Source organism: Sphingomonas qomolangmaensis (assembly GCF_024496245.1).
GTDB classification, from domain to species: Bacteria; Pseudomonadota; Alphaproteobacteria; order Sphingomonadales; family Sphingomonadaceae; genus Sphingomonas; species Sphingomonas qomolangmaensis.
The window spans coordinates 2,882,565-2,906,553 of record NZ_CP101740.1; the positions used below are offsets into that span (position 1 = coordinate 2,882,565).

Consider the following 23,989-nt stretch of genomic DNA (forward strand, 5'->3'; position numbering starts at 1 on the left):
TAGGCCAGTTGGCGGGCGGCACTTTGCCCAACCAGCCGACCCACCCCCAACCCCTCCCTTCCAGGGAGGGGAGGCCCGCTGCCGTCACCGTTCCCCGCGCAGCACCTCGCTGCCGCGCGGCGCATCGGGCGGCGCGATCGATGCCTCGGGCACCAGGTCGGCGCCGCCCAGCGTGCGGTACAATGTCACCAGATTGTCGGCACGCACCAGCCGCGTCAGCGCCAGCGAGCGCCGCGCGCCGTACAGCGTTCGCTGTGCGTCGAGCGTTGTCAGGAACCCGTCGATCCCCTCGCGATAGCGCGCATCGGACAGCCGAAAGGTATCGGCCGCCGCCTCCTGCAGCGCGAGCTGCGCGGCATATTGCTCGGCGATCACCCCGCGCCGCGCCAGCGCGCCGGAGACTTCGCGGAACGCGGTCTGGATCGTCAGCCGATATTGCGCCACCGCGATGTCGCGCTGCGCCTGCGTCGTCTCGAGATTGCCGCGGTTGAAGCCGCCGTCGAACAACGGCACCCCGGCATCGGCACCGCCATTGTAGGTGAAGCCGCTATTGGTGAACAACGACCCCAGCGCGTTGCTCGCAAACCCCACCAGCCCGGTCAGGCTGATCGACGGGAAGAATTGCGCGCGCGCCGCCCCGATCCGCGCGTTGGCGGCGCGCAGCGTATATTCGGCCTGCACCACGTCGGGCCGCGCCAGCAGGATCCGCGAATCGAGCGCGGCGGGCAGTTCGGCGAGCAGCGGATCGGCGGTCTCGATCGATTGCGGCAGCTCGGCATCGGTCACCGGCGCGCCGACCAGCAACTCGAGCGCGTTGCGGTCCTGCGCGACCACCGCGGTCAGATCGGCGCGATCGGCGCGCGCCTGTTGCAGGATCGTCTCTGCCTGGCGCAGGTCGGTGCGACCGATGATTCCGCCCTGCAGCCGCGCGCGCGTGAGCTCGACCGAGCGCTGCGCGCTGCGCACGGTGTCCTCGGCGATCGCCAGCAGGCTGCGATCGGTGGCGAGCGTGTAATAGGCGCTGGCGGTTTCGCCGACCAAGGTCAGCCGCGCCGCGCGTACCCCCGCCTCGGTCGCCAGATATTCGTTGAGCGCCGCATTGGCGGTCGATCGCACCCGCCCGAACAGGTCGATCTCGAACGCGGTCAGCCCCGCCGATGCGTTGTAGATCTGCGTCACGCCGCCGCCCGCGCCGCCGAACCCTTGCGCCGCCCCGCGATTGCGCGCGACCGACGCGCCTGCCAATCCGGTGAACGACGGCAGCAGGTCGGCGCGCGCACTGCGCAACTGGCCGCGCGCCGAGCGGACATTGCCCAGCGCCACCTGCAGATTCTGGTTGTTCGCCAGCGCGCGCCCGATGATCGTCTGCAACCGCGGGTCGCGGAAGATGTCGGTATAGCGCACCGGCTGCGCCCCGCTCACCGGCAAGGCGGGGTAGGGGCCGCCCACCGGGAATTGCCCCGGCACCGCAGGGCCCGGCCGTTCGTAGCTGGGCTCCAGGCTGCAGCCGGCGATCGGCAGCGCCATCGCGGCCAGGATCGCCCACCGGTTCTTCAAGGTCTTCATGCGGTCACCGGTCCCCGGCCGTCGTCGTCGCCGCGCGGTCGCGGCGCTTCCTGCGCCTTGTGCTTTTCGCTGACGCTTTCGGGATGGCCGTGCACCTCGCCGCCGAACAATTTGCGCACCATCACGTAGAACAACGGCACGAAGAAGATCGCCAGCACCGTCGCGGCGATCATCCCGCCGATCACCGCGGTGCCGATCGCGACGCGGCTGGCGGCGCCCGCGCCCGTCGAGATCGCCAGCGGCACCACGCCGAAGATGAAGGCGAAGCTGGTCATCAGGATCGGCCGCAGCCGCAGCTTGGCCGCCTCCAGCGATGCCTCGACCGGCGAGGCGCCCTCGCGCTCGGCCTGTTCGGCGAATTCGACGATCAGGATCGCGTTCTTGGCCGACAGCCCCATCGTCGTCAGCAGCCCGACCTGGAAATACACGTCGTTCTCAAGGCCGCGCAGCCACACCGCCAGCGCCGCGCCGAGCAGCCCCAGCGGAATGACCAGCATCACCGAAAACGGCACCGACCAGCTTTCGTACAGCGCGGCAAGGCACAGGAACACCACCAGCAGCGACAGCCCGTACAGCAACGGCGCCTGCCCGCCCGAGATGCGCTCCTGATACGACAGGCCCGACCATTCGACCGAGACGCCGGGCAATTCGGCGGCGAGCTCCATCATCCGATTCATCGCCACGCCCGAGCTTTCGCCCTCGGCGGGTTCGCCTTGGATCTGGTAGCTCGGTTGTCCCTGGAAGCGCCCGAGCGTGGTCGGCGCGGTCGACCAGCGCGTGTCGGCGAACGACGAGAAGGGCGCCATCTGTCCGTTCGCGCCGCGCACGAACCAGTTGGTCAGGTCCTCGGGCCGCGCGCGATAGGGTGCGTCACCCTGGACGAACACGCGCTTCACGCGTCCGCGATCGACGAAGTCGTTGACGTATACGCCGCCCCACGCCGCCGACAGCGTCGCATCGACCTGTCCGGGGTTGAGCCCCAGCGCCCCCGCGCGTGCCTGGTCGATCACGACCTCTAGCGTCGGGATATCGGCCAGCTCGTTCTGGCGGATCGCGGTCAGCAGTGGGTCGCCGCGCGCCGCCTCGAGCAGCGCATCGCGGCGCGCGCGGAAGGTCTCGCGGTCGAGCCCCCCGGTGTTGAGCAGCTGCATCGTGAAGCCGCCCGCCTGGCCTAGGCCGCGCACCGGCGGCGGGTTGGTGGCGAAGAATTCGACATCGCGCAGGGTCGACAGGTCCTGCGTCGCGCGGCGGGTGATCGCCGCCGCGGCGTTCTCGGCGCCCTCGCGCTCGCTCCACGGTGCCAGGCTGACGAAGCCGCGCCCGGCATTCTGCCCCGCACCACCGGGGCCCGACCCGACGATCGTATAGACGACGTCGACATTGGCGCCCGCGGGCCCCAGGAAATACTTCTCGATCTCGATCGCGGCGGCCAGCGTCCGCTCGCTCGTCGCGCCGGGGGGCAGCGTGTACTGGATCTGCGCGCGCCCCTGGTCCTCGGTCGGCAGGAAGCTGGTCGGCAATCCGACGAACAGCAGCACCAGCGCGGCGCAAAGCCCCGCATAGACCACCAGCGCGACGATCCGCCGCCCCAGCACCCAGCGCACGCCGTCGCGATATTTGTCCGAGGTGCGCTCGAACCCGCGGTTGAACTTGTCGCCCATCCGCCGGCCGAAGCGACCGACCCGCGTCTTGGGCTCCTTCTTCTCGGTCGGCCGCTTGAGCAATGTCGAGGTCAGTGCCGGGGTCAGCACCAGCGCGACGACCACCGACAGCAGCATCGACGAGATCACGGTGATCGAGAACTGGCGATAGATTTCGCCCACCGATCCGCCGAAGAACGCCATCGGCGCGAACACCGCCGACAGCACCAGCCCGATGCCGATCAGCGCGGTCTGGATTTCGCCCATCGACTGGATCGTCGCCTCGCGCGGCGACATTTCGGGGTTTTCCTCCATCACCCGCTCGACATTCTCGACCACGACGATCGCGTCGTCGACGAGCAGGCCGATCGAGAGCACCAGCCCGAACAAGGTCAGCGTGTTGATCGTGAAGCCGAAGATCGCCAGCACCCCGAACGATCCCAGCAGCACCACGGGCACCGCGATCGCGGGGATCAGCGTGGCGCGCCAGCTCTGCAGGAACACGAACATGACGATGATCACCAGGATGATCGCCTCGATCAGCGTCTTGACGACCTCCTCGACCGACAATTTGATGAAGGTCGTCGAATCATTGGGGTAGGCGTATTTATAGCCCGGCGGGAAATTCTCCGCCTGGCGCTCGATCTCGGCCTTCACCAGTTCGGCGGTCTCGAGCGCGTCGGCGCCGGGCGCCAGCTGCACCGCGATGCCCGCGCCGGGATGCCCGTTCAGCCGGCTGATCGTGTTGTAGTTCTCCGAGCCCAGCTCGACCCGCGCGACGTCCTTCAGCAGCACCTTCGACCCGTCGGTCTGGGTCTTGACGATGATCTCCTTGAACTGCTCGGGCGATGTCAGCCGCGACTTGGCGGTCACCGTCGCGTTGAGCATCTGCCCCGGCAGCGAGGGCAACGCACCGATCTGGCCCGCCGCGACCTGGGTATTCTGCGATTCGATCGCCGCGATCACGTCGGCGGGGACCAGGTTGAACCCCGAAAGGCTGAACGGGTTCAGCCAGATCCGCATCGCATATTGGGTGCCGAACACATTGACGTCGCCGACGCCTGGAACGCGGCCGATCCGGTCCTGCAGGTTCGAAACCAGGAAGTCCGACACGTCGATATTGGTGGTGCGGTCGGTCTCGTCATAGACCGAGACGACCAGCAGGAAGTCGGCGTTCGACTTGGTGACCGTCAGGCCCTGCTGCTGCACCTGCGCGGGCAACCGCGGCAGCGCCTGCTGCACCTTGTTCTGCACCTGCACCTGCGCGATGTCGGGATCGACGCCCTTTTCGAAGGTGACGGTGACCGTCGCCGATCCCGCCGAACTCGACTGCGACGAGAAGTAGATCAGCCCGTCGATCCCGGTCATCTGCTGTTCGATGATCTGCGTCACCGACGATTCGAGGATCTCGGCCGACGCACCGGGATAATTGGCGCGGATGTTGATCTCGGGCGGCGCGATGTCGGGATATTGCTCGATCGGCAGCGACAGGATGCCGCCGAGCCCCGCCAGCATGATGACGAGCGAAATGACCCAGGCGAAGATCGGCCGGTCGATGAAGATACGCGAGATCATGGCGCGGTCAGTTCCCGGCCTTGGTTGCGCCCTGCGCTCCGCCCTGCGTCGCCGGCCGCTGCCGCGGCGCCGAACCTGCGGGCACCGGGCGAACCGTCTGCCCCGGCTGTGCGCGCGCCAGCCCCTCGACGATCACCCGGTCGCCCGCGCGGACGCCGCCGGTGACCAGCCATTTGTCGCCCACCGTCTGTTCGGCACGCACGTTGCGGCGCACCGCCTTGTTGTCGGGGCCGACGATCAGCACCGTCGCATTGCCACGCGGGTCGCGCGAGATGCCCGCCTGCGGCACCAGGATCGCGCGCCGCGCGGTCGCCTGGCTGAAGCGCGCGCGGACGTACATGCCCGGCAGCAGCAGTCCTTGCGGATTGGGGAAGCGCGCGCGCAACGTCACCGCGCCCGTCTCGGGATCGACCATCGCCTCGGCGAACTGCAGCGTGCCGACCTGACCGTAATCGCTGCCGTCCTCGAGCCGCAGCCGCACTTCGGCGGTCGACGGGATGGTGTTGTCGGTCGCCAGCGCGCGGCGCAGCGCCAGCAGGTCGGCGCTCGATTGCTGGATATCGATGAAGATCGGATCGAGCCGCTGGATCATCGTCAGCGCCTCGGCCTGGTTGGCGGTCACCAGCGCGCCGGTGGTGGCGATGCTACGGCCGATCCGGCCGGTGATCGGCGCGGGCACATTGGTGAAGCGCAGGTTGATCCGCGCGGTTTCGAGCAAGGCGCGCTGCTGCTGGACCGACGCCGCCGCCTGGCGCGCCGCCGCCTGTGCATCGGTATATTCCTGCTTCGACACCGCCTCGATCTCGGCGAGCGGGCGAAAGCGGTCGGCGCGCGCCGATTGCGCGGTCAGATTGGCCTGCGCGTTGGCAAGGTTCGCCTCGGCCTCGGCCACCGCGGCGCGATAGATGCTGGGGTCGACCTGATACAGCGTCTGCCCCTGGCGGACGATGCTGCCTTCGGTGAACAATCGCGCCTTGATGACCCCCGACACCTGCGGCCGGACATCGGACGTCTCGAACGCCGCGGCGCGGCCCGCGAGTTCGGTGGTCAACGGCACCTGTTCGGCCTGGAGCGTGACCACGCCGACCTCGGGGGTGCCGCCCTTGCCCTTTGCCTTGGCGGACGCTTCGTCGTCACCGCCCCCGCCGCAGGCGGCGAGCAGGCAAAGTACCGGGGCGAGGCACGCGATTTTACGATGCAACAGCAGGCCTCGCACGAACGAAGGGAAGGTGATTGCTCCGTCCCAGTGGTCCAGGGATGAAGCCGCGATAACCGGACCAGTAACTAATTACCTTACGCGAACGTTCCGGATTAGGGCCTTCTCATCTTTTTTGGTGCGCTGCGCAATACGGGCCAAGGGAAGAAACCCCGATTGCCGTAGCTGCCGGGCCCGATCGGGTCGGGGTTCGGGGCTCCTATGCAGCGCTGGCCTCGGCGATCAGCTGGCGTGCGGCGTCGTTCGACCAGTCCATGCTGCCCGTCATCCGCCACACTTCCTTGCCCGCCGCATCGTACAGGATCGTCGTCGGCAGGTTGGCGCCGAGCCCGACCGAGAAGCGCAGGTCGGGGTCGGTCCACGGCTCGAGCGCCTCGAACCCGGCCTTCTCGAAATAGGGCACCACCTTGGCCGGCCCGTCGAGGTCCTGGCTGATCGTCAGCACCTTCAGCGCAGCGCCCTCGCGCTGCGCCAGCGCATCGAGCGTCGGCATTTCCTTCACGCACGGCGCGCACCAGGTCGCCCACAGGTTCAGCAGCACCGGCTTGCCAGCGAACGCCGCCAGCGTGGTCTTGACGCCCTTGGCATCGGCAAAGGCGAAATCGGGGGCGGCTTCGCCCTTGTGGCTGCGGTCGAGCATGCCGATCGCGTTGTCGGCACCCGGGGCTGCGGGGGTCGCCGGGGAGGCAGGCGCGGCGGCGACGGTGTTGGCGGGGACGACGCTGTTCGCTTGCTCCGCTCCCCCGTCTTGCCTATCGCAGCCGCCTGCAAGCAGGCCGAGCCCGAGGAGAAGCGTGATAGCTGGACGCACGGACAGTTCCAATCAGATGTGGGGCGGGCGCTTCGCTGAAGGCCCGTCGGCGGTGATGCGCGAGATTAACGCATCGATCCCGTTCGACAAGCGAATGTGGCGCCAGGACATCGCCGCGTCGAAGGCGCATGCCACGATGCTCGGCGCGCAGGGCATCGTCGCCGCAGACGATGTGGCAGCGATCCTCGCGGGGCTCGATCAAGTCGCCGCCGATTACGAGCGCGGCGGTCCCGCCGACGATCTGGCGCTCGAAGACATCCATATGCAGACCGAAGCGCGGCTGACCGACAAGATCGGCGCCGCCGCGGGGCGCCTCCACACCGCGCGCAGCCGCAACGACCAGGTCGCGACCGACTTTCGGCTATGGGTGCGCGACGCGATCGACGAAGTGCTCGGCGCGCTCGATTCGTTGCAGGACGCATTGCTCGCCCGCGCCGAACAGCATGCCGGCGACGTGATGCCGGGCTTCACCCATCTGCAATCGGCACAGCCCGTGACGCTCGGCCATCACCTGATGGCGTATCACGCGATGGTCGCGCGCGACGCCAGCCGCTTCGCCGATGCGCGCGCGCGGATGAACCGTTGCCCGCTCGGCGCCGCCGCCTTGGCGGGCACCGGCTTCCCGATCGATCGCGACGCCACCGCCGCCGCGCTCGGCTTCGACGGCCCGACCGCCAATTCGCTCGATTCGGTCAGCGACCGCGACTTCGCGATCGATTATCTTGCCAGCGCTGCGCAATGCGCGCTCCACCTCAGCCGGCTCGCCGAGGAATTCGTGCTCTGGGCGTCGCAGCCCTTCGGCTTCGTCGCGCTGTCCGACCAATGGTCGACCGGCAGCTCGATCATGCCGCAAAAGCGCAACCCCGACGCCGCCGAGCTGGTGCGCGGCCATTCGGGGCGGATCCTGGGCTGCCAGATGGCGCTGATGGTGACGATGAAGGGGCTGCCGCTTGCCTATTCGAAGGACATGCAGGACGACAAGCCGCCGGTGTTCGAGGCGCACGACCTGCTCGGCCTGTCGATCGCCGCGATGACCGGGATGATCGAAAGCGCGACCTTCCGCACCGATCGGATGCGCGCGGTCGCCGATGCGGGCTTCGCCACCGCCACCGATCTCGCCGACTGGCTGGTGCGCGAGGCCGGCCTGCCCTTCCGCGAGGCGCATCACGTCACCGGCCGCGCCGTCGCACGCGCCGAAGCGCTCGGTCGCAAGCTCGAAGCGATGCCGCTCGCCGAACTCACCGCGATCGACGCGCGGATCGACGCGCGGGTGTTCGACGTGCTCAGCATCGATGCCTCGGTCGCCAGCCGCCGCAGCTTCGGCGGCACCGCGCCGGATCGCGTGCGCGAAGCCATTGCCGCAGGCCGGGCGTTGCGCGAGAAGCGGGCATGATCCGCCTCCTCCTGATCCCCGTCGCCTTGCTCGCGCTATCGGCCTGCGGCTCGCGCGGGCGGCTCGAACCCGCGCCGGGCAAGACGCTGCCCGTTGCGCCCTATGGCGCGCAGGAACGGCCCAATGCCGATGAATTGCTGACCTCGACCTCGCAGCAGCGCCCGGTGCGCAGCGACGAACTCCTCACCACCTCCGAAGAGCGGCCCAACGACCCCTTCGCTTTGCCGCCGCGCTGAACCGATGGACCATTTTTCGCACAAGGACGGCGTGCTCCACGTCGAGGACGTCAGCGTCGAGGCGATCGCCGAGGCGGTCGGCACCCCGGTGTACATCTATTCGCGCGCCACGCTCGAACGCCATGCACAGGTGTTCCGTGACGCGGTCGCCCCCGCGGGACGGACGCATGTCGCCTACGCGGTAAAGGCCAATCCGAACCTGGCGGTGCTCAAGGTCCTCGCCGGGCAGGGCTATGGCGCCGACGTCGTCTCGGGCGGCGAGATGGCGCGCGCGCTGGCGGCGGGCATGGCGCCCGGCGACATCGTATTCTCGGGCGTCGGCAAGACCCGCGACGAGCTGACCGCCGGGCTCGATGCCGGGATCGGCCAGTTCAACCTCGAGCTCGAGGAAGAAGGCCGCGTCCTCGGCGCGCTGGCCACCGCCCGCGGTCAGCGCGCGCCCGCGACGCTGCGCGTCAATCCCGATGTCGATGCCGGCACCCACGCCAAGATCTCGACCGGTCGCGCCGAGAACAAGTTCGGCGTCGCGATCGATCAGGCGCCGGCGATGTTCGACCGGCTGGCGAAGGAGCCGGGGCTGAACCTGCGCGGCGTCGCGGTGCATATCGGCAGCCAGCTCGCCGATCTCGCCCCGCTCGAACGCGCGTTCGAACGCGTCGGGCAGCTCGTGGCCCAGCTTCGCGCCGCGGGCCATGCGATCAGCCATGTCGATCTCGGCGGCGGCCTCGGTGTACCCTATCGCCCCGGCGAGACCTTGCCCGAACCCGCCGCGTTCGGCGCGATGGTCGCGCACGTGACCGCGGGCTGGGACGTCACCTTGATGTTCGAGCCCGGCCGCGTGATCGCGGGCAATGCCGGGGTGCTGCTGACGCGCGTCGTGTGGGTGAAGCCGTCGAGCGGCCACCCTTATGTCATCGTCGACGCCGCGATGAACGACCTGGCGCGCCCGGCGCTGTACGACGCCTATCACGATTTCGTCGCGGTGCGCCCGACCGGCGAGCGGCTGATTGCGAACATCGCCGGGCCGGTCTGCGAAAGCGGCGACACCTTCGCGATGGGCCGCGAGATCGACGCGATGGCGAGCGGCGACCTCGCGGTGTTCCGCACCGCGGGCGCCTATGGCGCGACGATGGCGAGCACCTACAATAGCCGCGCCAAGGTGCCCGAAGTGCTGGTCGACGGTGCGCGGTTCGCGGTAGTGTCCGAGCGGGTGACCCCGCAGGCGATTCTTGCGGCCGAGCGGATTCCCGAGTGGCTGTGACGGGGCCGGGGGCACGCGGGTAAGCCATGCGCGAAACCGGCCTCCCGATCATCGTCCGCCTCGACGGCAAACCCGTGATCCTGGTCGGCGAGGGCGAGGCCGCCGACGCCAAGCGCCGCCTGCTCGAACGCGCGGGTGCCATCCCCGTGCCCGAAAGCGATACCGCCCGCCTCGCGATCGTCGCGCTCGACGACGGCGATGAAGCCGCGCGCATCGCCGCCGCGCTCAAGGCGGCGGGCAAGCTGGTCAACGTCGTCGACCGCCCGGAGCTCTGTGATTTCACGCTCCCGGCGATCGTCGATCGCTCGCCGGTGCTGATCGCGGTCGCGACCGGCGGCGCCTCGGCGGGGCTCGCGGCAGCACTCCGCCAGCGGCTCGAAGGCCTGCTCCCCCAGGCGCTCGGCCCGCTAGCGACCGCGCTCGCCGCCGCGCGCGGCGCGATGCGCAAGCGCTTCCCCGACGGCCGCGCCCGCCGCAACGCGATCTCCGATGCGCTGGGCGAGGGCGGGGCGCTCGACCCCTTCGGGCGGATCGACGCCGGCAGCGTCGATCGCTGGCTGGCCAACGAACAGGGCGCGCGCCTGCCGCGGCTGGTGCGGATCGACCTGGTCTCGGCCGAACCCGACGCGCTCACGCTGCGCGCGGCACGAATGCTGGCGCAGGCCGACCGCGTCTATCACCGCCCGGGCGTGCCGCCGGCGATCCTCGACCGCGCCCGCGCCGACGCGATCCGCATCGCCTGCGCCGCCCCGCCCGCCGATCCGGGCGAAGGCCTGTCGGTCGATCTGGCGATGATACGCTAGAGCGGTCCCCTCAACCCGTTCGTGCTGAGTAGCGAACGAGTAGGCGAAGCCGTATCGAGGGCGCGTATCGAAGCACCGCCCCGCGCGCCGACGCGTCCTTCGATACGCCGCTTCGATACGCTGCTGCGCAGCTACTCAGCGGCTACTCAGGACGAACGGGGTTAGCCCCAGCTCACCGCCGCAAAAACGTATCGATCTGCTGCATCATCACCCCAAGCTGCGAATCGGCATCGCCCAGCGGATCGCCCGGCGCCGACGAATTGATCGCCACCCCCATCGGCGTCGGCCAGCCGCGCAGCGCGTGGATGATCGTGCGCAGCGTCTGCAGCGTCGAGACCGCCGCCTGCCATCCCGCCGCCACTGCGACGATCCCGACCGGCATCGAATCGAGATAGACGCGCGAATCGCCGCGCAGCAGCTCGATATGGTCGAGCGCGTTCTTCACCAAGCCCGACAGCGATCCGTGATAGCCCGGCGATCCGATCACCAGCGCATCGGCGGTTCGCACCACCTCGAGGAAGCGGACGATCGCGTCGTTGGCGAGCGCCTGGTCGGGATCGAAATTGGGGAAGTCGATCGCCGAACCGGTCAGCAAGGTCGTGCGCGCGCCGCCGCGTTCGGCATGCGCTAGCGCTGCGGAAAGTGCGCGGCTGGTACCCGATTCGGCGCGGAGCGTGCCGCCGATGGCGACGATATGGAACGGCTGCATCGCCCACCCGCTACCGCATGCAGCGCGCCGACGCCATGCCGACGTTCAGGTCGACGTTCACCCCGCGCGCAGGCTGCGCCACGCGGCGGCGATTTCGGCCAGGTCGCTCGCCGCCGCGCGAAAGGGGGCGGGGTCGTCGCCGATGCTGGCGTTGACCACCTGCTGCCGCACCCCGCGATACAGCGTCGCCAGCGTCCGCGCCACGTCGCCGCCGCGCTCGAAATCGAGCCCGTTTTCGAGCGCGAACAGGATCGCGGTCGCGCGCGTCACCCGCTCGCCCTTCAGCTTGAAGTCGCAGCGCTCGGTCGCCCAGGCGGCGGTGCCCAGCGCGCGCACCAGTTCCTCGTACAGCAGTTCGACCAGCTGGTGCGGATCGGCGCCGCCGGTCCGGCTCGCCAGCTCGATCGTGCGATAGGTCGCGGCGGGATCGCCGGCAAAGGCGGTGGCATAGCGTGTCATCGCATCAATCCTGGCTGTTCCAGGCGTCGATCTGCTGGGTCAGGAAGTCCTGCTGCGATTTATACGCGGCGACCTTGGCATCCATGCTCGCGAACTGCTGCGTCATCCGCGTGCGCAGCTGTTCGCTCGCCTCGGCGATGTCGAGCCGCTCGTCAGCTAGGTCGCCTTGCTGCGCGGTGTAGCGCGCCTCGCTGGCGCCGAGCCCGGTCGTCCGGCTGGTCGCCGCGGTCGCGACCGCCGACAGCGCGGCGGGCAGGCCGCTGCCGCTGGCGAACATCGCCTCGATCGCCGCGGGGTCGCTCGCCATCGCGCGCGCCAGCACCGCGGCATCGACCTGCAGGCTGCCGTCGCGCTGCGTGCCGACGCCGATCTGCGCCAGCGTGCTCGGCGAACCTGCCGCGCCCCCGGTCGTCAGCGGCGCGGTGATCAGCTGGCGCAGCGAACGCTGGAGCGCCGATGCCGCACTGTCCGATCGCAGCGCGCCCCCCATCGGGTCGGTCGCGGTCCGCAGGATATTCTGCAGTTCGTTGAAGGTCGCGACGAAATCCTCGACTGCCTGCGTCAGCCCCGCGGTCGGCGCCTGCGTGCCCAGCCGCACGCTCGTCCCGGGCTTGGCCGACACCAGGTCGAGCCGCACGCCTTCGATGATGTTGCTGATCGAATTGCTCGCGCGACGCAGCGTCACCCCGTCGACCGCGACGATCGCGTCCTGTGCAGTGGTGCCGATCGTGGTCCCGGTCTTGCCGACACCGACGTCGAGCGCGGCGAGGGCGGGGGTATCGGCGGTCAGCGTGAACGCCTGGCTGTCGCCGGTCGCGCCCTTCAGGATCAGCCGCGATCCCGCCGAATCGCTCAGGATGCTCGCGGTGATGCCCGCGCCCTTCGCGTTGATCGCCGCGGCGATGCCGTCGAGGCTCGAATTGGCGGCATCGATCGCGATGTCGATCGGTGTGCCGGGGCCGACGTTGAATACGGTCATCTCGCCATCGACCACCGTCGCGCTGCCGAAGGTCAGCGTCAGCGTGCCGGTGCCGATCGCCGCGGTGCGGTCGGCGCGCGGCGCGCTGTTCGATGCCTGTGCCGAGGCGATCTGGCGCACTTCGATCGTCGCGTCGATCGCCCCCGGGGTCGCGCCCGACAAGGTCGATGCCTTCAGCACGCTCGAATCCGAGGTCGTAGGCTGGGTCGATAGCGACCCGTTGCGCGCCAGCGCCGCCAGCGCCGAGGAAAACCCCGAGATCGCGTTCTTGAGGTCGGCAGCCGCCGAGATCTGCGCCGCCAGCGCGGTGTCGCGCCGATCGAGCGTCGCGGTCTTGTTGGCGAATTGCGCATCGACCAGCCCGCCGACCAGTTCGCCGATGTCGATCCCCGATCCGGTACCGAGCGTCTTCGCAATCGATTCGATGGCCATCGCGCAAATCTTTCCCGGCTATTGTCTTGCTGAGGATCGACCGCGCGCGCGCTTTCTTAAGTCGTTTGCGGCGAAGCGTTGCCGTTTTCGTCGAAGCGCGCGCCCGGCGGCACCATCACCGGCGGCTGGATGCCGCCTGCCTGCACGTTCACCCCGAAGACGAAGGCGAGGACGGTCGCGATCGCCAGATACAGGTCGTCGCGCACCTCCTGCCCCTCGCGGCTGGTGTAATAGACCGCGCGCGCCAGCGTCGGATATTCGAGCACCGGCACCGCCATGTCGCCCGCCAGCTCGCGGATCGCCAGCGCGGTCGCGCCGCGCCCCTTGGCCACCACCACCGGCACCTGGTCGCGTCCCTGTTCGTAGCGCAGCGCGACCGCGAAATGCGTCGGGTTGGTCAGCACCACATGCGCCTCGCCCATCGCCTTGCGGAAACCGCGCTTGGCCATCTCGCGCTGGCGCTGGCGCTGCGCCCCCTTGGCCTCGGGCGAGCCTTCGCTCTCCTTGTGCTCTTCCTTCAGCTCCTGCTTGCTCATCCGCAGCTTCTGCATCCGGCGGAAGGCCGCGATCGGCAGGTCGATGCCCGCGATCGCGACCAGCCCCGCCGACATCCACAGCAACAGCAGCGTCAGCTGTTCGCCGAGCCCGCCCAGCGCATGCTGCAGGTCCGACGAAACATAGCCGAGCGTCGATTCGGCGGTGCCCTTGAGCAGCCACCAGCCGATGCTGCCGAGCAGGACGACCTTGAGCAGCGACTTGCCGAGCTCGATCCACCCCTGCGCGCCGAAGATCCGCTTCAATCCTGCGCCCGGATTGATCCGCGATCCCTTGGGCACGAGCAATTTGCCGTTGAAGCGGATCGAGCCGAGCCCTGCCTGGCTGAGGATCGACGCCACGAAGGTGAGCGCGAGCAGCCCGCCGACGCTGGGGGCCAGCGTCCACAGCGCTTCGCCGATCGGGCGGAAGGGCTGGAAATCCTCGACATCGGCGCGACCGAACTGGAAGCCGGCGGCCATCACCTCTCGGCACGCCCCCAGCACTGCCGGCCCCAGCAGCACCAGCCAGCTACACCCCAGCAGCACGACGATCGCCGTACCGAACTCGCGCGATTTCAGGATATCGCCGTCGTCGACCGCCTTCTGCTTGCGCTTCTGGGTCGGTGCTTCGGTCTTTTCGCCGCCATTCTCCGCCATCAGCCGAGCACCAGCGTGCGCGCGGCCTCGAGCGCTTCACGGATGATCACCAGCATGTAATCGCCCATCGCGGGCATCGCGACGAACAGCGCGATGACGCCCGCGAGCAGGCTGGCGGGCAGCCCGACCGCGAAGAGGTTGAGCGACGGCGACGAGCGCGACAGCATGCCGACGATCAGGTTGAGGCACAGCAGCAGGAACCCCACCGGCAACGCCAGCAGGAACCCGGCCAGAAACGCATAACCGCCGAAGAACGCGATGTTGCGCAGTGCCGCGACGCTCAGCCAGGCAGCGCCCGGCGGCAGCACCTCGTAGCTGCGCACCACCAGCTCGACCAGCACCAGATGCCCGTCGACTGCCAGGAACAGCAAGGTCAGCAGGATCGACAGGAAATTGCCGAGCGCCGGGGTCGAGGTGCCCGATTGCGGATTGATCGCCGCGGCGAAGCCGATCCCCATCGAGGTGCCGATGACCTCGCTCGCCAGCAACGGTGCGGCGAAGGCGATCTGCAGGATGAAGCCCAGCGCGAGCCCGACCAACGCCTCGTCGGCGATCGACAGGAAGGTCTCGAACGCAAAGACCTGCTCGGGCGCGATGATCGCGTTGCTGTTCATCGCCAGGATACCGATCGCGCCTGCCAGCGTGATCCGAACCGTGACCGGCACCGAAACCGCACTAAACACCGGCGCGGCAATGAATGCGGCCCCCACGCGCACCATCGTGAACACCAAGGTCCACAGCGCGGGTTCGATCGAGAGGCCGAAGCCTAGCATGGCACCAAATCCCCCTCCCGGTTGCGGGAGGGGTTAGGGGAGGGCATGTCAACAAAGGCTCGGCTGTCGTTCGAACAGGCCCTCCCGCAAGCGGGAGGGGAGCAAGAAGACACATCCCTCACCGCACCAGATCCGGAATCCGCTCGAAGATACTGATCGTGAAATCACCGATCAGCGTCAGGATCATGCCCCCGAAGATCACCAGGCTGATCGCCACGACGATCAGCTTGGGCACGAACGACAGCGTCTGTTCCTGGATCGACGTCGCCGCCTGGATCATCCCCAGGATCAGTCCCGACAGCAACGCCGGCAACAGGATCGGCGCCGACGCCAGCGCCAGAATCCACATCGCCTGTCGGGCGACGGTGAGGAAATAATCGGCGTCCATCAGCGCCGCCCTGCGCGGAGAAGGCGAGCCATCGCCCTCAACTCACGAAACTATTGGCGAGCGACCCCATCGTCAGCGCCCAGCCATCGACCAGCACGAACAGCAGCAGCTTGAACGGGAGCGAGATGATCGTCGGCGACAGCATCATCATGCCAAGGCTCATCAGCACCGTCGCCACCACCAGATCGATGATGATGAAGGGCAGGAAGATGAGAAAGCCGATCTGGAACGCGGTCTTGAGCTCGCTGGTCACGAAGGCGGGCAGCAGCACCGAAAAGGGCACGTCCTGCGGCGTCGCATAGGGGCCGGTCTTGGCGATGTCCGAAAACATCGTGATGTCCTTCTTGCGCGTCTGCTTGAGCATGAAGGCGTGGAGCGACTGCCCCCCCACCTCGATCATCTGCGTCGCGCCCATCTGGCCGGCGGCATAGGGCTGGATCGCCTGAGTGTTTATCTGGCTGATCGTCGGCGCCATGATGAAGAAGCTCAGGAACAGGCTGAGCCCGATCAATACCTGGTTGGGCGGGGTCTGTTGCAGCCCCAGCGCCTGGCGCAGCACCGACAGCACGATGATGATCCGCGTGAAGCTGGTCATCATCAGCAGGATGCCGGGCAGTACCGACAACAGCCCCATGATGATGAGGACCTGCAGCGACAGCGCCAGCGGCGCCTCGCCGTTTCCGCCGAGGTCGCCTAGCGCGCGGTCGATCGCGTCGCCGGCATTGGGGACGGGAGCGGCGGGCGGGGCGACGGTCTGCGCGATCGCGGGGTCAGCGAACAGGAGGGCGACCAAAACGGCTGCCGCAAGCACCGCCAATGTTTGGACCACCACCCCAACCCCGTTCGCACTGAGCTTGTCGAAGTGCCGTTCTTCCTCTCGACCGGCGAAAGAAAAACAGTGCTTCGACAAGCTCAGCACGATCGGGGATAGGGCAGCAGTGCCAGTCACGAAGCCCATCACGCGTCGGACTTGTCGAGCAGCGAAACCCCGCCGCGACCCACCGACACCAGCAACCGCCGGCCCTCGAAATCGATCACCGCCAGCTTGAGCCCCGGCGACAGCATCATCGTCTCGCGCACCTTCAGCAGCCGGTCGCCCTGGTTGCCCGGCAGCCGCGATTCGAGCCGCCGCCACAGGAACAGGCAGCCGATCAGCAGCCCGCACACCAACGGCAGCAGCACCAGCAGCTTGAGGATATAGGACCACATCATCTCAGCGGACGCGCTTCTCGGGGCTCACCAGTTCGGTCATCCGCACGCCGAAGCGCTCGCCCACCGTCACTACTTCGCCGCGACCGATCAGCGTGCCGTTGACGAACACGTCGAGTAGTTCGTTCGACTGGCGATCGAGCTCGATCACGCTCGATTCGCCCAGCGCCAGCAATTCGCGCAGCGTCAGGTTGGTCGAGCCGATCTCGACGGTCAGCTTCACGTCGACGTCCTGCAGCAGCCGGAAATTGGCGGCGACCGCGGAGTCGACCGGGAATGCGCCGGTCATGTCGTTCATGGATAATCCTCTTCATCGAGTCGTTCGATCGAATGCAGGCAGATCGCGGCATGGCCGTTGGCCGATCCGACGATCCCGGTGCCCAGGCGATGCGTGCCGATCATCACCGGCACATGCTGGCCAAAGCTGATCGGGATGACGTCGCCTTCCTTGAGTTCGAGCAGCCGGCCGAGCGAGATGGTGGGCTCGGCGAGCACCGATCGGACGGGAAAGGTCACCGCCATCGCCGCGCGCGTCAGCCCGGTGCGCCATTGCGGCTCGGGCTCGGCGGTGCGGCCATGGACCTTGGCGTTGAGCGATGGGCCGATCGGCTTGAGCGCCGCGACTGGATAGACCAGGTCGACGAAGACCGGCTTGTCGTTGCCCGCCGCAATCCCGAAACGCGTGACGATCATCGCATCGTCGTCGTCGAGGTTGGCGAGCATCGCGCAGCTGGTCTCGGGATGCCCCGGCGCGAACGACAATCGCGCCACCGGCTCCCAGGCGGCGGCAAGCGGCTCGGCGATCATCGTCCCTATCCGCTTCACCATCGCCTCCGCAGCCGGCGACAATTCGCTCGGCATCGGGTGCGGTGCCTCGCCGGTACCACCGAAGAACAGGTCGAGCAGCTCGAGCGCGAATTTCGCGTCGATCGCCATCAGCGCCTGGCCCGGATTGGCCTGCGAAGGCGTCTGCATCGCCAGCGGCAGCCAGACCGTCATTCCCTTGGGCCGTTCGGCGCAATAGCTGCCGAAGCGCTCGACCGACAGCGGCTCCGCCCAGGTGCGCACCGCGCGGCGCAGCACCGGCTCGAACACCCCGCGCATGCTGCGCGCCATCCGCGCCGAGAGGTGCTGGAGCGTGTGGAGGTCGCCGAACGGATTCAGGTTCGCGATCCCCAGCGACGCGGCATGTGCCGCGTCGTGCCGGGGGCGTTCGCGTCGATCGAACGCCGCAGTTCCTGATGGGCCGTTAACCATGCCTCACTGAACAACGAAATTGGTAAAGTAGACGTTACCGATGCCGCCAAATCCTTCTTTTTCTTTCAAAGTGTCGTTGATCGCTTTGGCCAGCCGCTTCTGCAGCTGGCGCTTGCCTTCGGTGCTGAAGACCTGTTCCTCGTCGGTTTCGCCGAGCGCCATCAGGATTGCCGATCGGACCGCGATCTCGTGCGTCTTGAGCCCTTCGATCACGCTGTCGTCATAGGGGGTCGAGACCGCGACGCCGATCTGGACGAAGTGGACGCTGCCCAGCAGGTTCGAGGTGAACTCCTTTTCGAGCGCGTAATAGTTCGACGCATAGCTGTCGCCGCCCTCGCCCTTGGGCGGCGCTTCGCCGCTCGCTTGGGCTTCGCCTTCCTCGCCTTCCTTCTTCGCGGCGCGCTTTTCTTCCTCCTTGGGGACCAGCCGCGGTCCTTCGGCCTTGGCCTCGCCGCCGCCGAGCATCCCCGACGAACTGGCATACAGCCCCGCGCCGACCCCGCCGCCGACCAGCGCCACCAATGCGACGCCGATGCCGATCCACTTGCCGATCCCGCCCTTCTTCTTGGGCGTTTCGTCCTTCTTGTCGCTCATGTTTCAGTGTCCCCGTTCATGCGATTCGTTCGTCGGTGTCGGTGGCGTCGCCGCCGGCGCTGCGATTGGGTTGCGCGCGCTGCTGCTCGGGCGATGCGCGCTGATGACCTTGTTGCCCCTGCTGGCCGGTGCCCGAATCGTGCTGGCCGAGCTTCAACCCGCGCGCGTCGGCCATTTCGGTCAGCCGCGGCGCGGCTTCGGTCAGCAGCGCGCGCGCGGCGGGGGTGTCGGCGGTCAGCTGGACCTGCAGCCCCTCAGTGGTCTCGCGGATCGTTACCTCGATCGCGCCGAGCGCATCGGGGGTGAGCCGGATCCGCGTTTCGCGCGCCCCCGCGGTGTCGCGCAGCGTCTCGATCCGATCGATCATCGCGGCGGTCCAGGCCGGATCATTGGTCGCGACCGGGGCGAGGACCGCAGGTGCGTCGATCGCGGCGGTACGATCGATCGGCGGCGCGGTGGCTGCCGATATCGGATCGATCGCGCGTAGGTCGAGCTCGGGTGCTTCGGTTGGCGGCACCGTGGGGGCCGCGTCGGCGAAGGCGACGTTGATCCGAGCGCGCAGCGCCTGCGTGGTATCGACGCTGTCGACGGGTGTCGGCGTCGATGCCGTTTCGTCGATCGGCTCGCGAAGCACGGGGGAGCGCCAGCCGATCGCCGGCGCGGCCACCGCCCCGGGCTGCGGGGCCGGGAAAGCCGCTGCGAGCGTTGCTGCGCTCTCGGCAATCGTGCGAGCAGCGGCACGATCGACGACCGGCGACTGGCTCGCCGCGATCGCATCCTGCGCCGGCAGCGCGGGCTCGGGAGTCCGGGGCAGAACCTGCAACGCTGGCGGAACCATCGCGGGTTGCCGCGGCTGCGCAATGTCAGCCGGTACCGACGCGACGATGGTTGGAAGCGGCGCATTGCCCAAGATCGTCGTGGGCGCGGCGTCGGCCCGATCGCCATTGGTAGTTGACGGAACGCTCGGTCTTTCGCCGACCTGCGGCGCCGCAAGCGGCGAGATCGTTGTTGGCTGCTCCGCAATTGTCAACGCTGCGGCTTCGGCGATGGCAGGGTGATGGTTGGGCGTTTCGCCTGCCGGCGCATCCAGCCTGCCTTCCACCAGCGACCGGTCCGGCGCTGCGAACACAGGTGCCTCCGGTGGGTCGGGCTGCGCGAGGGCTGCCTGCACCATATGGCGGTGGGGTGTAGCTGGCGCGACACGATCGGCGGTTGGCGCAGTCGGCGATCGCCGGCCGCCTGCGATAACCGGCACGCCTACCGGCGGAGCAATAAGCGCTGGTGCAGCGTGATCCGCTCGCACCGCTATCGAGGCTGGTGTCAACGCTTCCGGGTGATCGAGCACCGCTTCGGGCAACGAAGGCGGTAAACTTGCTACCCCATCCGCGGGGGCCGCGACGAGCGGCAGCGCCATCGGCGGCAGCGCACCGGTATCGGCCAAAGGCGTGGCAGTCGAAGCGTCGCGCGCCATCGGGTCTGGCTTGGTGACAACCGTTGGCGGGATGGCCTCTGCCGCGACCAAGGCAGGCGAAGCCAGCGGCAGTGGCACGCCGGCCGAAACGGCTGCGTCTGCCTTTTGCTGCGCTTCGGGTTCTGGAGCGGGGTGCCGCGCCGGCTGACGCCTCGCGGCTGGGCGTTCGACGATCGGCGTCGCCTTGGGCATCTGCCCCGCAAACAGCGATGCTGCCGCCGGCTCGGTCGGTACCGGTTCATCGAGCGGTGCTTGCGGCGGGTTGGATCGTGCAATCGTTTCGGCGACCGGCAATGCCGTCGCGGCCACCGCAGCCACTGCCGCCACCGGCAGGGTTTTGCCGGGGGCGGCAAGCGGCGGCAGGGGGGGCACGGCGATCGGCGCCGGACCCGCGGTCACGCCCGCGAGCGCGTCGGCGAATAGCAGCCCGTCGCGCGGCGGCGCTTGCAGAACACCTGCACGAGCGGGCGCGGGCGACAACAGGGTCGCCAGCGGGTTCGAACTTGGAAGGTTGGTCGTCGGCTGCATCGCTATCGCGATCAGCAAGGATCGTGCCGTTTGCGCGGGGCGCTGGGCGGCAGGGTCTCGAGCGCGCGCAGCGCCTTGAGCGCGGCGTGCACCTCGGCGCGGTCGATCAGTTTTTCGACCGCATTCTGGTCGCGGCGCGCCTCGCGGCTGGCGTCGCGCGCCTGACCCAGGCTGTCCTGCGCGACGGTGACGCGGCGCTCGGCGGCGAACGCCGATTGGTGGAGCCGATCGCGATACTGCGCCCCCGCGATCAGCGACAAGGCGGCAGCCGGCGCAGGCGAGGGGGCGGGCGCCACCTCGGCGGCCAGCTGCGCGATCCGGTCGCGAAGCGCGGTTTCGCTCGCCACCTTCTCCGCCGCACGCGCTTCGTCGGCGCGTACCAGCCCCAATTGCAGCGTACGCACGCGAAGCAAGCGTTCGAGCTTCTTCGCCGATCGCTCAGCCATCGGCGAACACGCCGGTCAGCTCCTCGATCGCGGCGTCGAGCGACACGATCGAATCGGCGTCCTGGCGGATATATTCGAGCACCGCGCCATGCGCCGCGATCGCCGCGTCGATCGCCGGATCGGCGCCCGCGCGATAGGCGCCCATCAGCACCAGGTCGCGATTTTCCTCATAGGTCGCCAGATGCCGCCGCAGCACCCGCGCGGCATGGACGTGGCGCTTGGCCGCAATGTCGGTCATCACCCGGCTGACCGAGGGACCGACGTCGATCGCGGGGTACACCCCGCGTTCGGCGAGCGCACGGCTGAGCACGATATGCCCGTCGAGGATCGAGCGCGCCGAATCGACGACGGGGTCGTTACCGTCGTCGCCATCGGCGAGCACGGTATAGATCGCGGTGATCGACCCGCCCGAATGGACGCAGGTGCCCGCGCGCTCGATCAAACTTGGCAGCATCGCGATCGCGCTCGGCGGATAGCCGCGTGCCGACGCGGGCTCGCCCAGCGCCAGCCCGATCTCGCGGCCGGCATGCGCCACCCGGGTGAGCGAATCCATGATCAGCAACACGCGCTTGCCCTCGTCGCGAAACGCCTCGGCGATCGCGGTGGCGCGCAGCGCACCGCGGATGCGCAGGACGGGCGAGTGGTTGGCGGGCACCGCCACCACCACCGAACGCTGGCGCGCGGCGCCGTGGATCTTGGTTTCGAGGAAGTCCGAAACTTCGCGGCTGCGCTCGCCGATCAGACCGATGACGACGACATCGGCCTGCGCTGCTCGCACGATCATGCCGAGCAGCACCGATTTGCCGACCCCCGATCCCGCCATGATGCCGACGCGCTGGCCCTGGCCGATCGTCAGCAGCCCGTTGATCGCGCGCACCCCGACATCCATCGGCTCGCGCACCCGGCCGCGATCGAGCGGGCTCTGCAGCTTGCCCCCCAGCGGCCAGTGGTCGGCGCCGCGGATCGGCCCCAAGCCGTCGATCGGCTTGCCCGCGCCGTCGATAACACGGCCCAGCAGCGCGGAGCCGACCTCGGCCTCGCCCGGCGGGCCGATCGGCCGGACCGGCGCATTGGGCAGCAGCGGCGCGGGGCCGCCGAGGTTCATCAGCAGCGTGCGCCCGTTGCGAAAGCCGATCACCTCGGCCTCGACCGCGCCCTTGCCGCTGCCGACCGCACACACCGTCCCCACCGGTAGCAACAGCCCGACCGCTTCCATCAGCAACCCGTCGAACGACGCGAGACGTCCCGAAACGCGCGGCTTGGCAACGAACATCGGCGCGGCGAGCCGCTCGAGATAATCGTCGGCGAAGGTGTTCAGCATCGGTGGCTCAGCATTGCGCGGGCAGCGGCACGCGGTCGATCGCCGCGGTGAGCTGTTCGATCCATTGTTCGGGCCCGTCCTCGACGATCGTCGATGCCGATTCGATCACGAAGCTGCCGCGCGCAATCGCCGGATCGCCACACGCGAACACCGTCGCGGGCAACCTGCCTTCGACCAGCACGACATCCGCGGGATGCATCCGCACCAGCGACGATTCGGCGGCGTCGGCAAGCAGGTCGACCGCCGCGTCGATCCGCCCAGCAAGCCGTTCGGGCGACACCCCGATCTCGCCGACCAGCCGCGTGACGAGGTGGAGCACCGTCTGGCGCAATTGCTGCGCGAAGCGTTCGCGATCGAAATGCGCGGCATCTGCAAGCCCGCGGCCGAGCGCATCGACCAGCGCACGATCACGCGCGGCGGCCACCTCGATCTCGGCGCGTGCCGCTGCCAGCCCCTCGGCATAGCCCTGGTCGTGCGCGACCGCGATCGGATCGACGAAGGGCTGCGGCGCCGGCGCCGCCATCGGCTGTTCGATCTCGGGATCGAACATGTCCCAGCCTTGCGTCGGCTTGGCGCTGCGATCGGCGGGTTCGAAATGGCGCGGCTGCTTGGGCGCGGCCTTTTGCGCGACCCGCGCACCCGGATCGACCGGCGCAAATCCTTCGGGCGGCGCAAAGGCGCGGCGCAGCGCCTCGCCCGCTTGCGCGTGGCGGCTGGCGAAGCCGGCGGTGAACTCAGACATAATCGTCCTCGCCCCCGCCCATCATGATCGTGCCGTCCTTGCCCAGCTGCCGCGCGATCGCGATGATCGCCTTTTGCGCATCGAGCACTTCGGACAATCGCATCGGTCCGCGCGCCTCCATCTCGTCGCGGATGCCGTCGGCGGCACGCGCCGACATGCACCCGAGGAAGCGGTTGCGCGCCGCCTCGTCGACACCCTTGAGCGAGCGCACCAGCAGGTCTGTGTCGACGTTGCGGATGAGGATGCCCAGATTCTTGTCGTCGAGGTCGAGCAGATTGTCGAAGACGAACATCGCCTCCTCGATCGCGCGCGCGGTCTCGCGGTCGATCTTGGCGATCTTGGGCATGACGCGCGTTTCGGTGGTCTTGCGGCCGCTCGACAGGATCTTGGCGGCGTCCTTGGTGCCGCCCAGTTGCAGGCCTGCGCTCGAGGATGATTGCCCGATCCGCGACGACAGCGCCGATTTGAGCGTTTCGATCGCCTCGGGGGTGATCGGCCCCAGCCGCGCGACGCGGTGGACGATCTGCGGCTGTATCGCTTCGGGCAATAGTTCGAGCACCTGCGCTGCCACCGTCGGATCGAGGTTGGCGATCAGCACCGCGGCGATTTGCGGATGCTCGGTTTCGATCAGCGCGGCGATTTCGCCGGCATCGAGCCAGTCGAGCAGGTCGATCGCGCAGGCTGCCTCGGGCGGGGTGATCCGCGCCAGCACGCTGTCGGCCTTGTCCTGCCCGAGCGCGCGGTTCATCATCCCTTCGATCCGCGGACGTGGGTCGAAGCCGATCGCGGTACGCTCGCGCGCGCGGTCGATGAAATCGTCGAGCACATATTCGACCTCGATCTCGCTGACATCGGCGACCGCGAACATCGCCTTGCCCAGCTGGCGAACCTCTTCGGGATCGAGCTTCTGCAGGATCGCGGCGGCTTCCTCCTCGCCCACCAGCATCATCAGCACCGCAGCGCGTTCGACGCCGCTATAGTGGCGAA

At 68.6% G+C, this 23,989-nt stretch carries 24 protein-coding genes; 4 read left to right on the forward strand and 20 right to left on the reverse strand.

All coding sequences use genetic code 11. From position 1 onward, the window contains the following. Window positions 1-84: 84 nt before the first annotated feature. From NMP03_RS13800 to NMP03_RS13815, 4 genes are all read right to left on the reverse strand, one after another. Entirely contained in the window at window positions 85-1,566 is a 1,482-nt protein-coding gene (locus tag NMP03_RS13800; RefSeq protein WP_256506041.1) for an efflux transporter outer membrane subunit, read from the reverse strand. Next, a complete protein-coding gene (locus NMP03_RS13805; RefSeq protein ID WP_319937600.1) occupies window positions 1,563-4,781 on the reverse strand; it encodes an efflux RND transporter permease subunit in 3,219 nt (1,072 codons plus the stop codon). Before NMP03_RS13805 ends, NMP03_RS13800 begins: the two co-directional genes overlap by 4 nt. 7 nt (window positions 4,782-4,788) lie before the next feature. After that, window positions 4,789-5,985, reverse strand: coding sequence for an efflux RND transporter periplasmic adaptor subunit (locus tag NMP03_RS13810; protein WP_406698470.1), 1,197 nt, complete (start codon window positions 5,983-5,985; stop codon window positions 4,789-4,791). Window positions 5,986-6,196: 211 nt separating this feature from the next. Then, complete coding sequence (locus NMP03_RS13815) at window positions 6,197-6,808, reverse strand: TlpA family protein disulfide reductase (protein WP_319937601.1); 612 nt, start codon at window positions 6,806-6,808, stop codon at window positions 6,197-6,199. 16 nt (window positions 6,809-6,824) lie between these two features. Between NMP03_RS13815 and argH the strand changes: the two genes are divergently transcribed. From argH to NMP03_RS13835, 4 genes are read left to right on the forward strand one after another with little or no spacing between them, the layout of a single operon-like run. Further along, window positions 6,825-8,201, forward strand: coding sequence for an argininosuccinate lyase (gene argH, locus NMP03_RS13820; protein ID WP_256506043.1), 1,377 nt, complete (start codon window positions 6,825-6,827; stop codon window positions 8,199-8,201). After that, window positions 8,198-8,437, forward strand: coding sequence for a hypothetical protein (locus tag NMP03_RS13825; RefSeq protein ID WP_256506044.1), 240 nt, complete (start codon window positions 8,198-8,200; stop codon window positions 8,435-8,437). Before argH ends, NMP03_RS13825 begins: the two co-directional genes overlap by 4 nt. Before the next feature lie 4 nt (window positions 8,438-8,441). Beyond that, window positions 8,442-9,698 carry a diaminopimelate decarboxylase gene (lysA, locus tag NMP03_RS13830; RefSeq protein ID WP_256506046.1) on the forward strand — a complete coding sequence of 419 codons (1,257 nt, stop codon included), beginning with the start codon at window positions 8,442-8,444 and terminating at the stop codon, window positions 9,696-9,698. Window positions 9,699-9,724: 26 nt separating this feature from the next. After that, window positions 9,725-10,501 carry an NAD(P)-dependent oxidoreductase gene (locus NMP03_RS13835; protein WP_256506047.1) on the forward strand — a complete coding sequence of 259 codons (777 nt, stop codon included), beginning with the start codon at window positions 9,725-9,727 and terminating at the stop codon, window positions 10,499-10,501. Between the two features lie 172 nt (window positions 10,502-10,673). Here the strand turns inward: NMP03_RS13835 and NMP03_RS13840 are convergent, their stop codons facing one another. The 16 genes from NMP03_RS13840 to fliG form a co-directional block, all read right to left on the reverse strand. Further along, window positions 10,674-11,210, reverse strand: a complete 537-nt coding sequence (locus NMP03_RS13840; RefSeq protein WP_256506048.1) for an NADPH-dependent FMN reductase — start codon at window positions 11,208-11,210, stop codon at window positions 10,674-10,676. Between the two features lie 57 nt (window positions 11,211-11,267). After that, window positions 11,268-11,669, reverse strand: a complete 402-nt coding sequence (locus NMP03_RS13845) for a flagellar export chaperone FliS (protein ID WP_256506049.1) — start codon at window positions 11,667-11,669, stop codon at window positions 11,268-11,270. Between the two features lie 4 nt (window positions 11,670-11,673). Next, window positions 11,674-13,080: a flagellar filament capping protein FliD gene (fliD, locus tag NMP03_RS13850; protein WP_256506050.1), complete on the reverse strand. Its 1,407-nt coding sequence runs from the start codon at window positions 13,078-13,080 to the stop codon at window positions 11,674-11,676. Window positions 13,081-13,136: 56 nt separating this feature from the next. Beyond that, the gene (locus NMP03_RS13855) at window positions 13,137-14,273 is read right to left on the reverse strand and encodes an EscU/YscU/HrcU family type III secretion system export apparatus switch protein (protein WP_256506051.1); all 1,137 of its coding nucleotides are present in this window, start codon (window positions 14,271-14,273) and stop codon (window positions 13,137-13,139) included. Continuing rightward, on the reverse strand, window positions 14,273-15,046 hold the full coding sequence (gene fliR, locus NMP03_RS13860) for a flagellar biosynthetic protein FliR (RefSeq protein WP_256506053.1): 774 nt from the start codon (window positions 15,044-15,046) through the stop codon (window positions 14,273-14,275). Before fliR ends, NMP03_RS13855 begins: the two co-directional genes overlap by 1 nt. Window positions 15,047-15,164: 118 nt before the next feature. After that, the gene (fliQ, locus tag NMP03_RS13865) at window positions 15,165-15,434 is read right to left on the reverse strand and encodes a flagellar biosynthesis protein FliQ (protein ID WP_033921840.1); all 270 of its coding nucleotides are present in this window, start codon (window positions 15,432-15,434) and stop codon (window positions 15,165-15,167) included. Between the two features lie 37 nt (window positions 15,435-15,471). Further along, window positions 15,472-16,263: a flagellar type III secretion system pore protein FliP gene (fliP, locus tag NMP03_RS13870; RefSeq protein WP_256506054.1), complete on the reverse strand. Its 792-nt coding sequence runs from the start codon at window positions 16,261-16,263 to the stop codon at window positions 15,472-15,474. A 128-nt stretch (window positions 16,264-16,391) separates the two neighbouring features. Further along, window positions 16,392-16,646, reverse strand: coding sequence for a flagellar biosynthetic protein FliO (locus NMP03_RS13875; RefSeq protein ID WP_256506055.1), 255 nt, complete (start codon window positions 16,644-16,646; stop codon window positions 16,392-16,394). A gap of 1 nt (window position 16,647) precedes the next feature. Next, a complete protein-coding gene (fliN, locus tag NMP03_RS13880; RefSeq protein WP_033921843.1) occupies window positions 16,648-16,941 on the reverse strand; it encodes a flagellar motor switch protein FliN in 294 nt (97 codons plus the stop codon). Further along, complete coding sequence (locus tag NMP03_RS13885) at window positions 16,938-17,900, reverse strand: flagellar motor switch protein FliM (protein ID WP_256506056.1); 963 nt, start codon at window positions 17,898-17,900, stop codon at window positions 16,938-16,940. Before NMP03_RS13885 ends, fliN begins: the two co-directional genes overlap by 4 nt. 3 nt (window positions 17,901-17,903) lie before the next feature. Continuing rightward, window positions 17,904-18,494, reverse strand: a complete 591-nt coding sequence (locus tag NMP03_RS13890) for a flagellar basal body-associated FliL family protein (protein WP_256506057.1) — start codon at window positions 18,492-18,494, stop codon at window positions 17,904-17,906. Window positions 18,495-18,510: 16 nt separating this feature from the next. Further along, window positions 18,511-20,493, reverse strand: coding sequence for a flagellar hook-length control protein FliK (locus tag NMP03_RS13895; RefSeq protein WP_256506058.1), 1,983 nt, complete (start codon window positions 20,491-20,493; stop codon window positions 18,511-18,513). A gap of 11 nt (window positions 20,494-20,504) precedes the next feature. Then, window positions 20,505-20,939 carry a hypothetical protein gene (locus NMP03_RS13900; protein WP_256506061.1) on the reverse strand — a complete coding sequence of 145 codons (435 nt, stop codon included), beginning with the start codon at window positions 20,937-20,939 and terminating at the stop codon, window positions 20,505-20,507. Further along, window positions 20,932-22,260 (reverse strand): FliI/YscN family ATPase, encoded by a 1,329-nt coding sequence (locus tag NMP03_RS13905; protein ID WP_256506062.1) that lies wholly within the window; start codon window positions 22,258-22,260, stop codon window positions 20,932-20,934. The genes NMP03_RS13900 and NMP03_RS13905 overlap by 8 nt, the downstream gene beginning before the upstream one ends. Before the next feature lie 7 nt (window positions 22,261-22,267). Next, window positions 22,268-23,002, reverse strand: coding sequence for a FliH/SctL family protein (locus NMP03_RS13910; protein WP_256506063.1), 735 nt, complete (start codon window positions 23,000-23,002; stop codon window positions 22,268-22,270). Next, entirely contained in the window at window positions 22,995-23,951 is a 957-nt protein-coding gene (gene fliG / locus NMP03_RS13915) for a flagellar motor switch protein FliG (protein WP_406698472.1), read from the reverse strand. Before fliG ends, NMP03_RS13910 begins: the two co-directional genes overlap by 8 nt. Between the last annotated feature and the right edge of the window lie 38 nt (window positions 23,952-23,989).

Excerpts from the sequence above, each read along its gene's own strand:
- NMP03_RS13800 (WP_256506041.1), bottom strand. The coding sequence starts at position 1,566 with ATGAAGACCTTGAAGAACCGGTGGGCGATCCTGGCCGCGATGGCGCTG.
- NMP03_RS13805 (WP_319937600.1), bottom strand. The coding sequence starts at position 4,781 with ATGATCTCGCGTATCTTCATCGACCGGCCGATCTTCGCCTGGGTCATT.
- argH (WP_256506043.1), top strand. The coding sequence starts at position 6,825 with ATGTGGGGCGGGCGCTTCGCTGAAGGCCCGTCGGCGGTGATGCGCGAG.
- NMP03_RS13825 (WP_256506044.1), top strand. The coding sequence starts at position 8,198 with ATGATCCGCCTCCTCCTGATCCCCGTCGCCTTGCTCGCGCTATCGGCC.
- lysA (WP_256506046.1), top strand. The coding sequence starts at position 8,442 with ATGGACCATTTTTCGCACAAGGACGGCGTGCTCCACGTCGAGGACGTC.
- NMP03_RS13835 (WP_256506047.1), top strand. The coding sequence starts at position 9,725 with ATGCGCGAAACCGGCCTCCCGATCATCGTCCGCCTCGACGGCAAACCC.
- NMP03_RS13840 (WP_256506048.1), bottom strand. The coding sequence starts at position 11,210 with ATGCAGCCGTTCCATATCGTCGCCATCGGCGGCACGCTCCGCGCCGAA.
- NMP03_RS13845 (WP_256506049.1), bottom strand. The coding sequence starts at position 11,669 with ATGACACGCTATGCCACCGCCTTTGCCGGCGATCCCGCCGCGACCTAT.
- fliD (WP_256506050.1), bottom strand. The coding sequence starts at position 13,080 with ATGGCCATCGAATCGATTGCGAAGACGCTCGGTACCGGATCGGGGATC.
- NMP03_RS13855 (WP_256506051.1), bottom strand. The coding sequence starts at position 14,273 with ATGGCGGAGAATGGCGGCGAAAAGACCGAAGCACCGACCCAGAAGCGC.
- fliR (WP_256506053.1), bottom strand. The coding sequence starts at position 15,046 with ATGCTAGGCTTCGGCCTCTCGATCGAACCCGCGCTGTGGACCTTGGTG.
- fliQ (WP_033921840.1), bottom strand. The coding sequence starts at position 15,434 with ATGGACGCCGATTATTTCCTCACCGTCGCCCGACAGGCGATGTGGATT.
- NMP03_RS13875 (WP_256506055.1), bottom strand. The coding sequence starts at position 16,646 with ATGATGTGGTCCTATATCCTCAAGCTGCTGGTGCTGCTGCCGTTGGTG.
- fliN (WP_033921843.1), bottom strand. The coding sequence starts at position 16,941 with ATGAACGACATGACCGGCGCATTCCCGGTCGACTCCGCGGTCGCCGCC.
- NMP03_RS13885 (WP_256506056.1), bottom strand. The coding sequence starts at position 17,900 with ATGGTTAACGGCCCATCAGGAACTGCGGCGTTCGATCGACGCGAACGC.
- NMP03_RS13890 (WP_256506057.1), bottom strand. The coding sequence starts at position 18,494 with ATGAGCGACAAGAAGGACGAAACGCCCAAGAAGAAGGGCGGGATCGGC.
- NMP03_RS13895 (WP_256506058.1), bottom strand. The coding sequence starts at position 20,493 with ATGCAGCCGACGACCAACCTTCCAAGTTCGAACCCGCTGGCGACCCTG.
- NMP03_RS13900 (WP_256506061.1), bottom strand. The coding sequence starts at position 20,939 with ATGGCTGAGCGATCGGCGAAGAAGCTCGAACGCTTGCTTCGCGTGCGT.
- NMP03_RS13905 (WP_256506062.1), bottom strand. The coding sequence starts at position 22,260 with ATGCTGAACACCTTCGCCGACGATTATCTCGAGCGGCTCGCCGCGCCG.
- NMP03_RS13910 (WP_256506063.1), bottom strand. The coding sequence starts at position 23,002 with ATGTCTGAGTTCACCGCCGGCTTCGCCAGCCGCCACGCGCAAGCGGGC.
- fliG (WP_406698472.1), bottom strand. The coding sequence starts at position 23,951 with ATGATGCTGGTGGGCGAGGAGGAAGCCGCCGCGATCCTGCAGAAGCTC.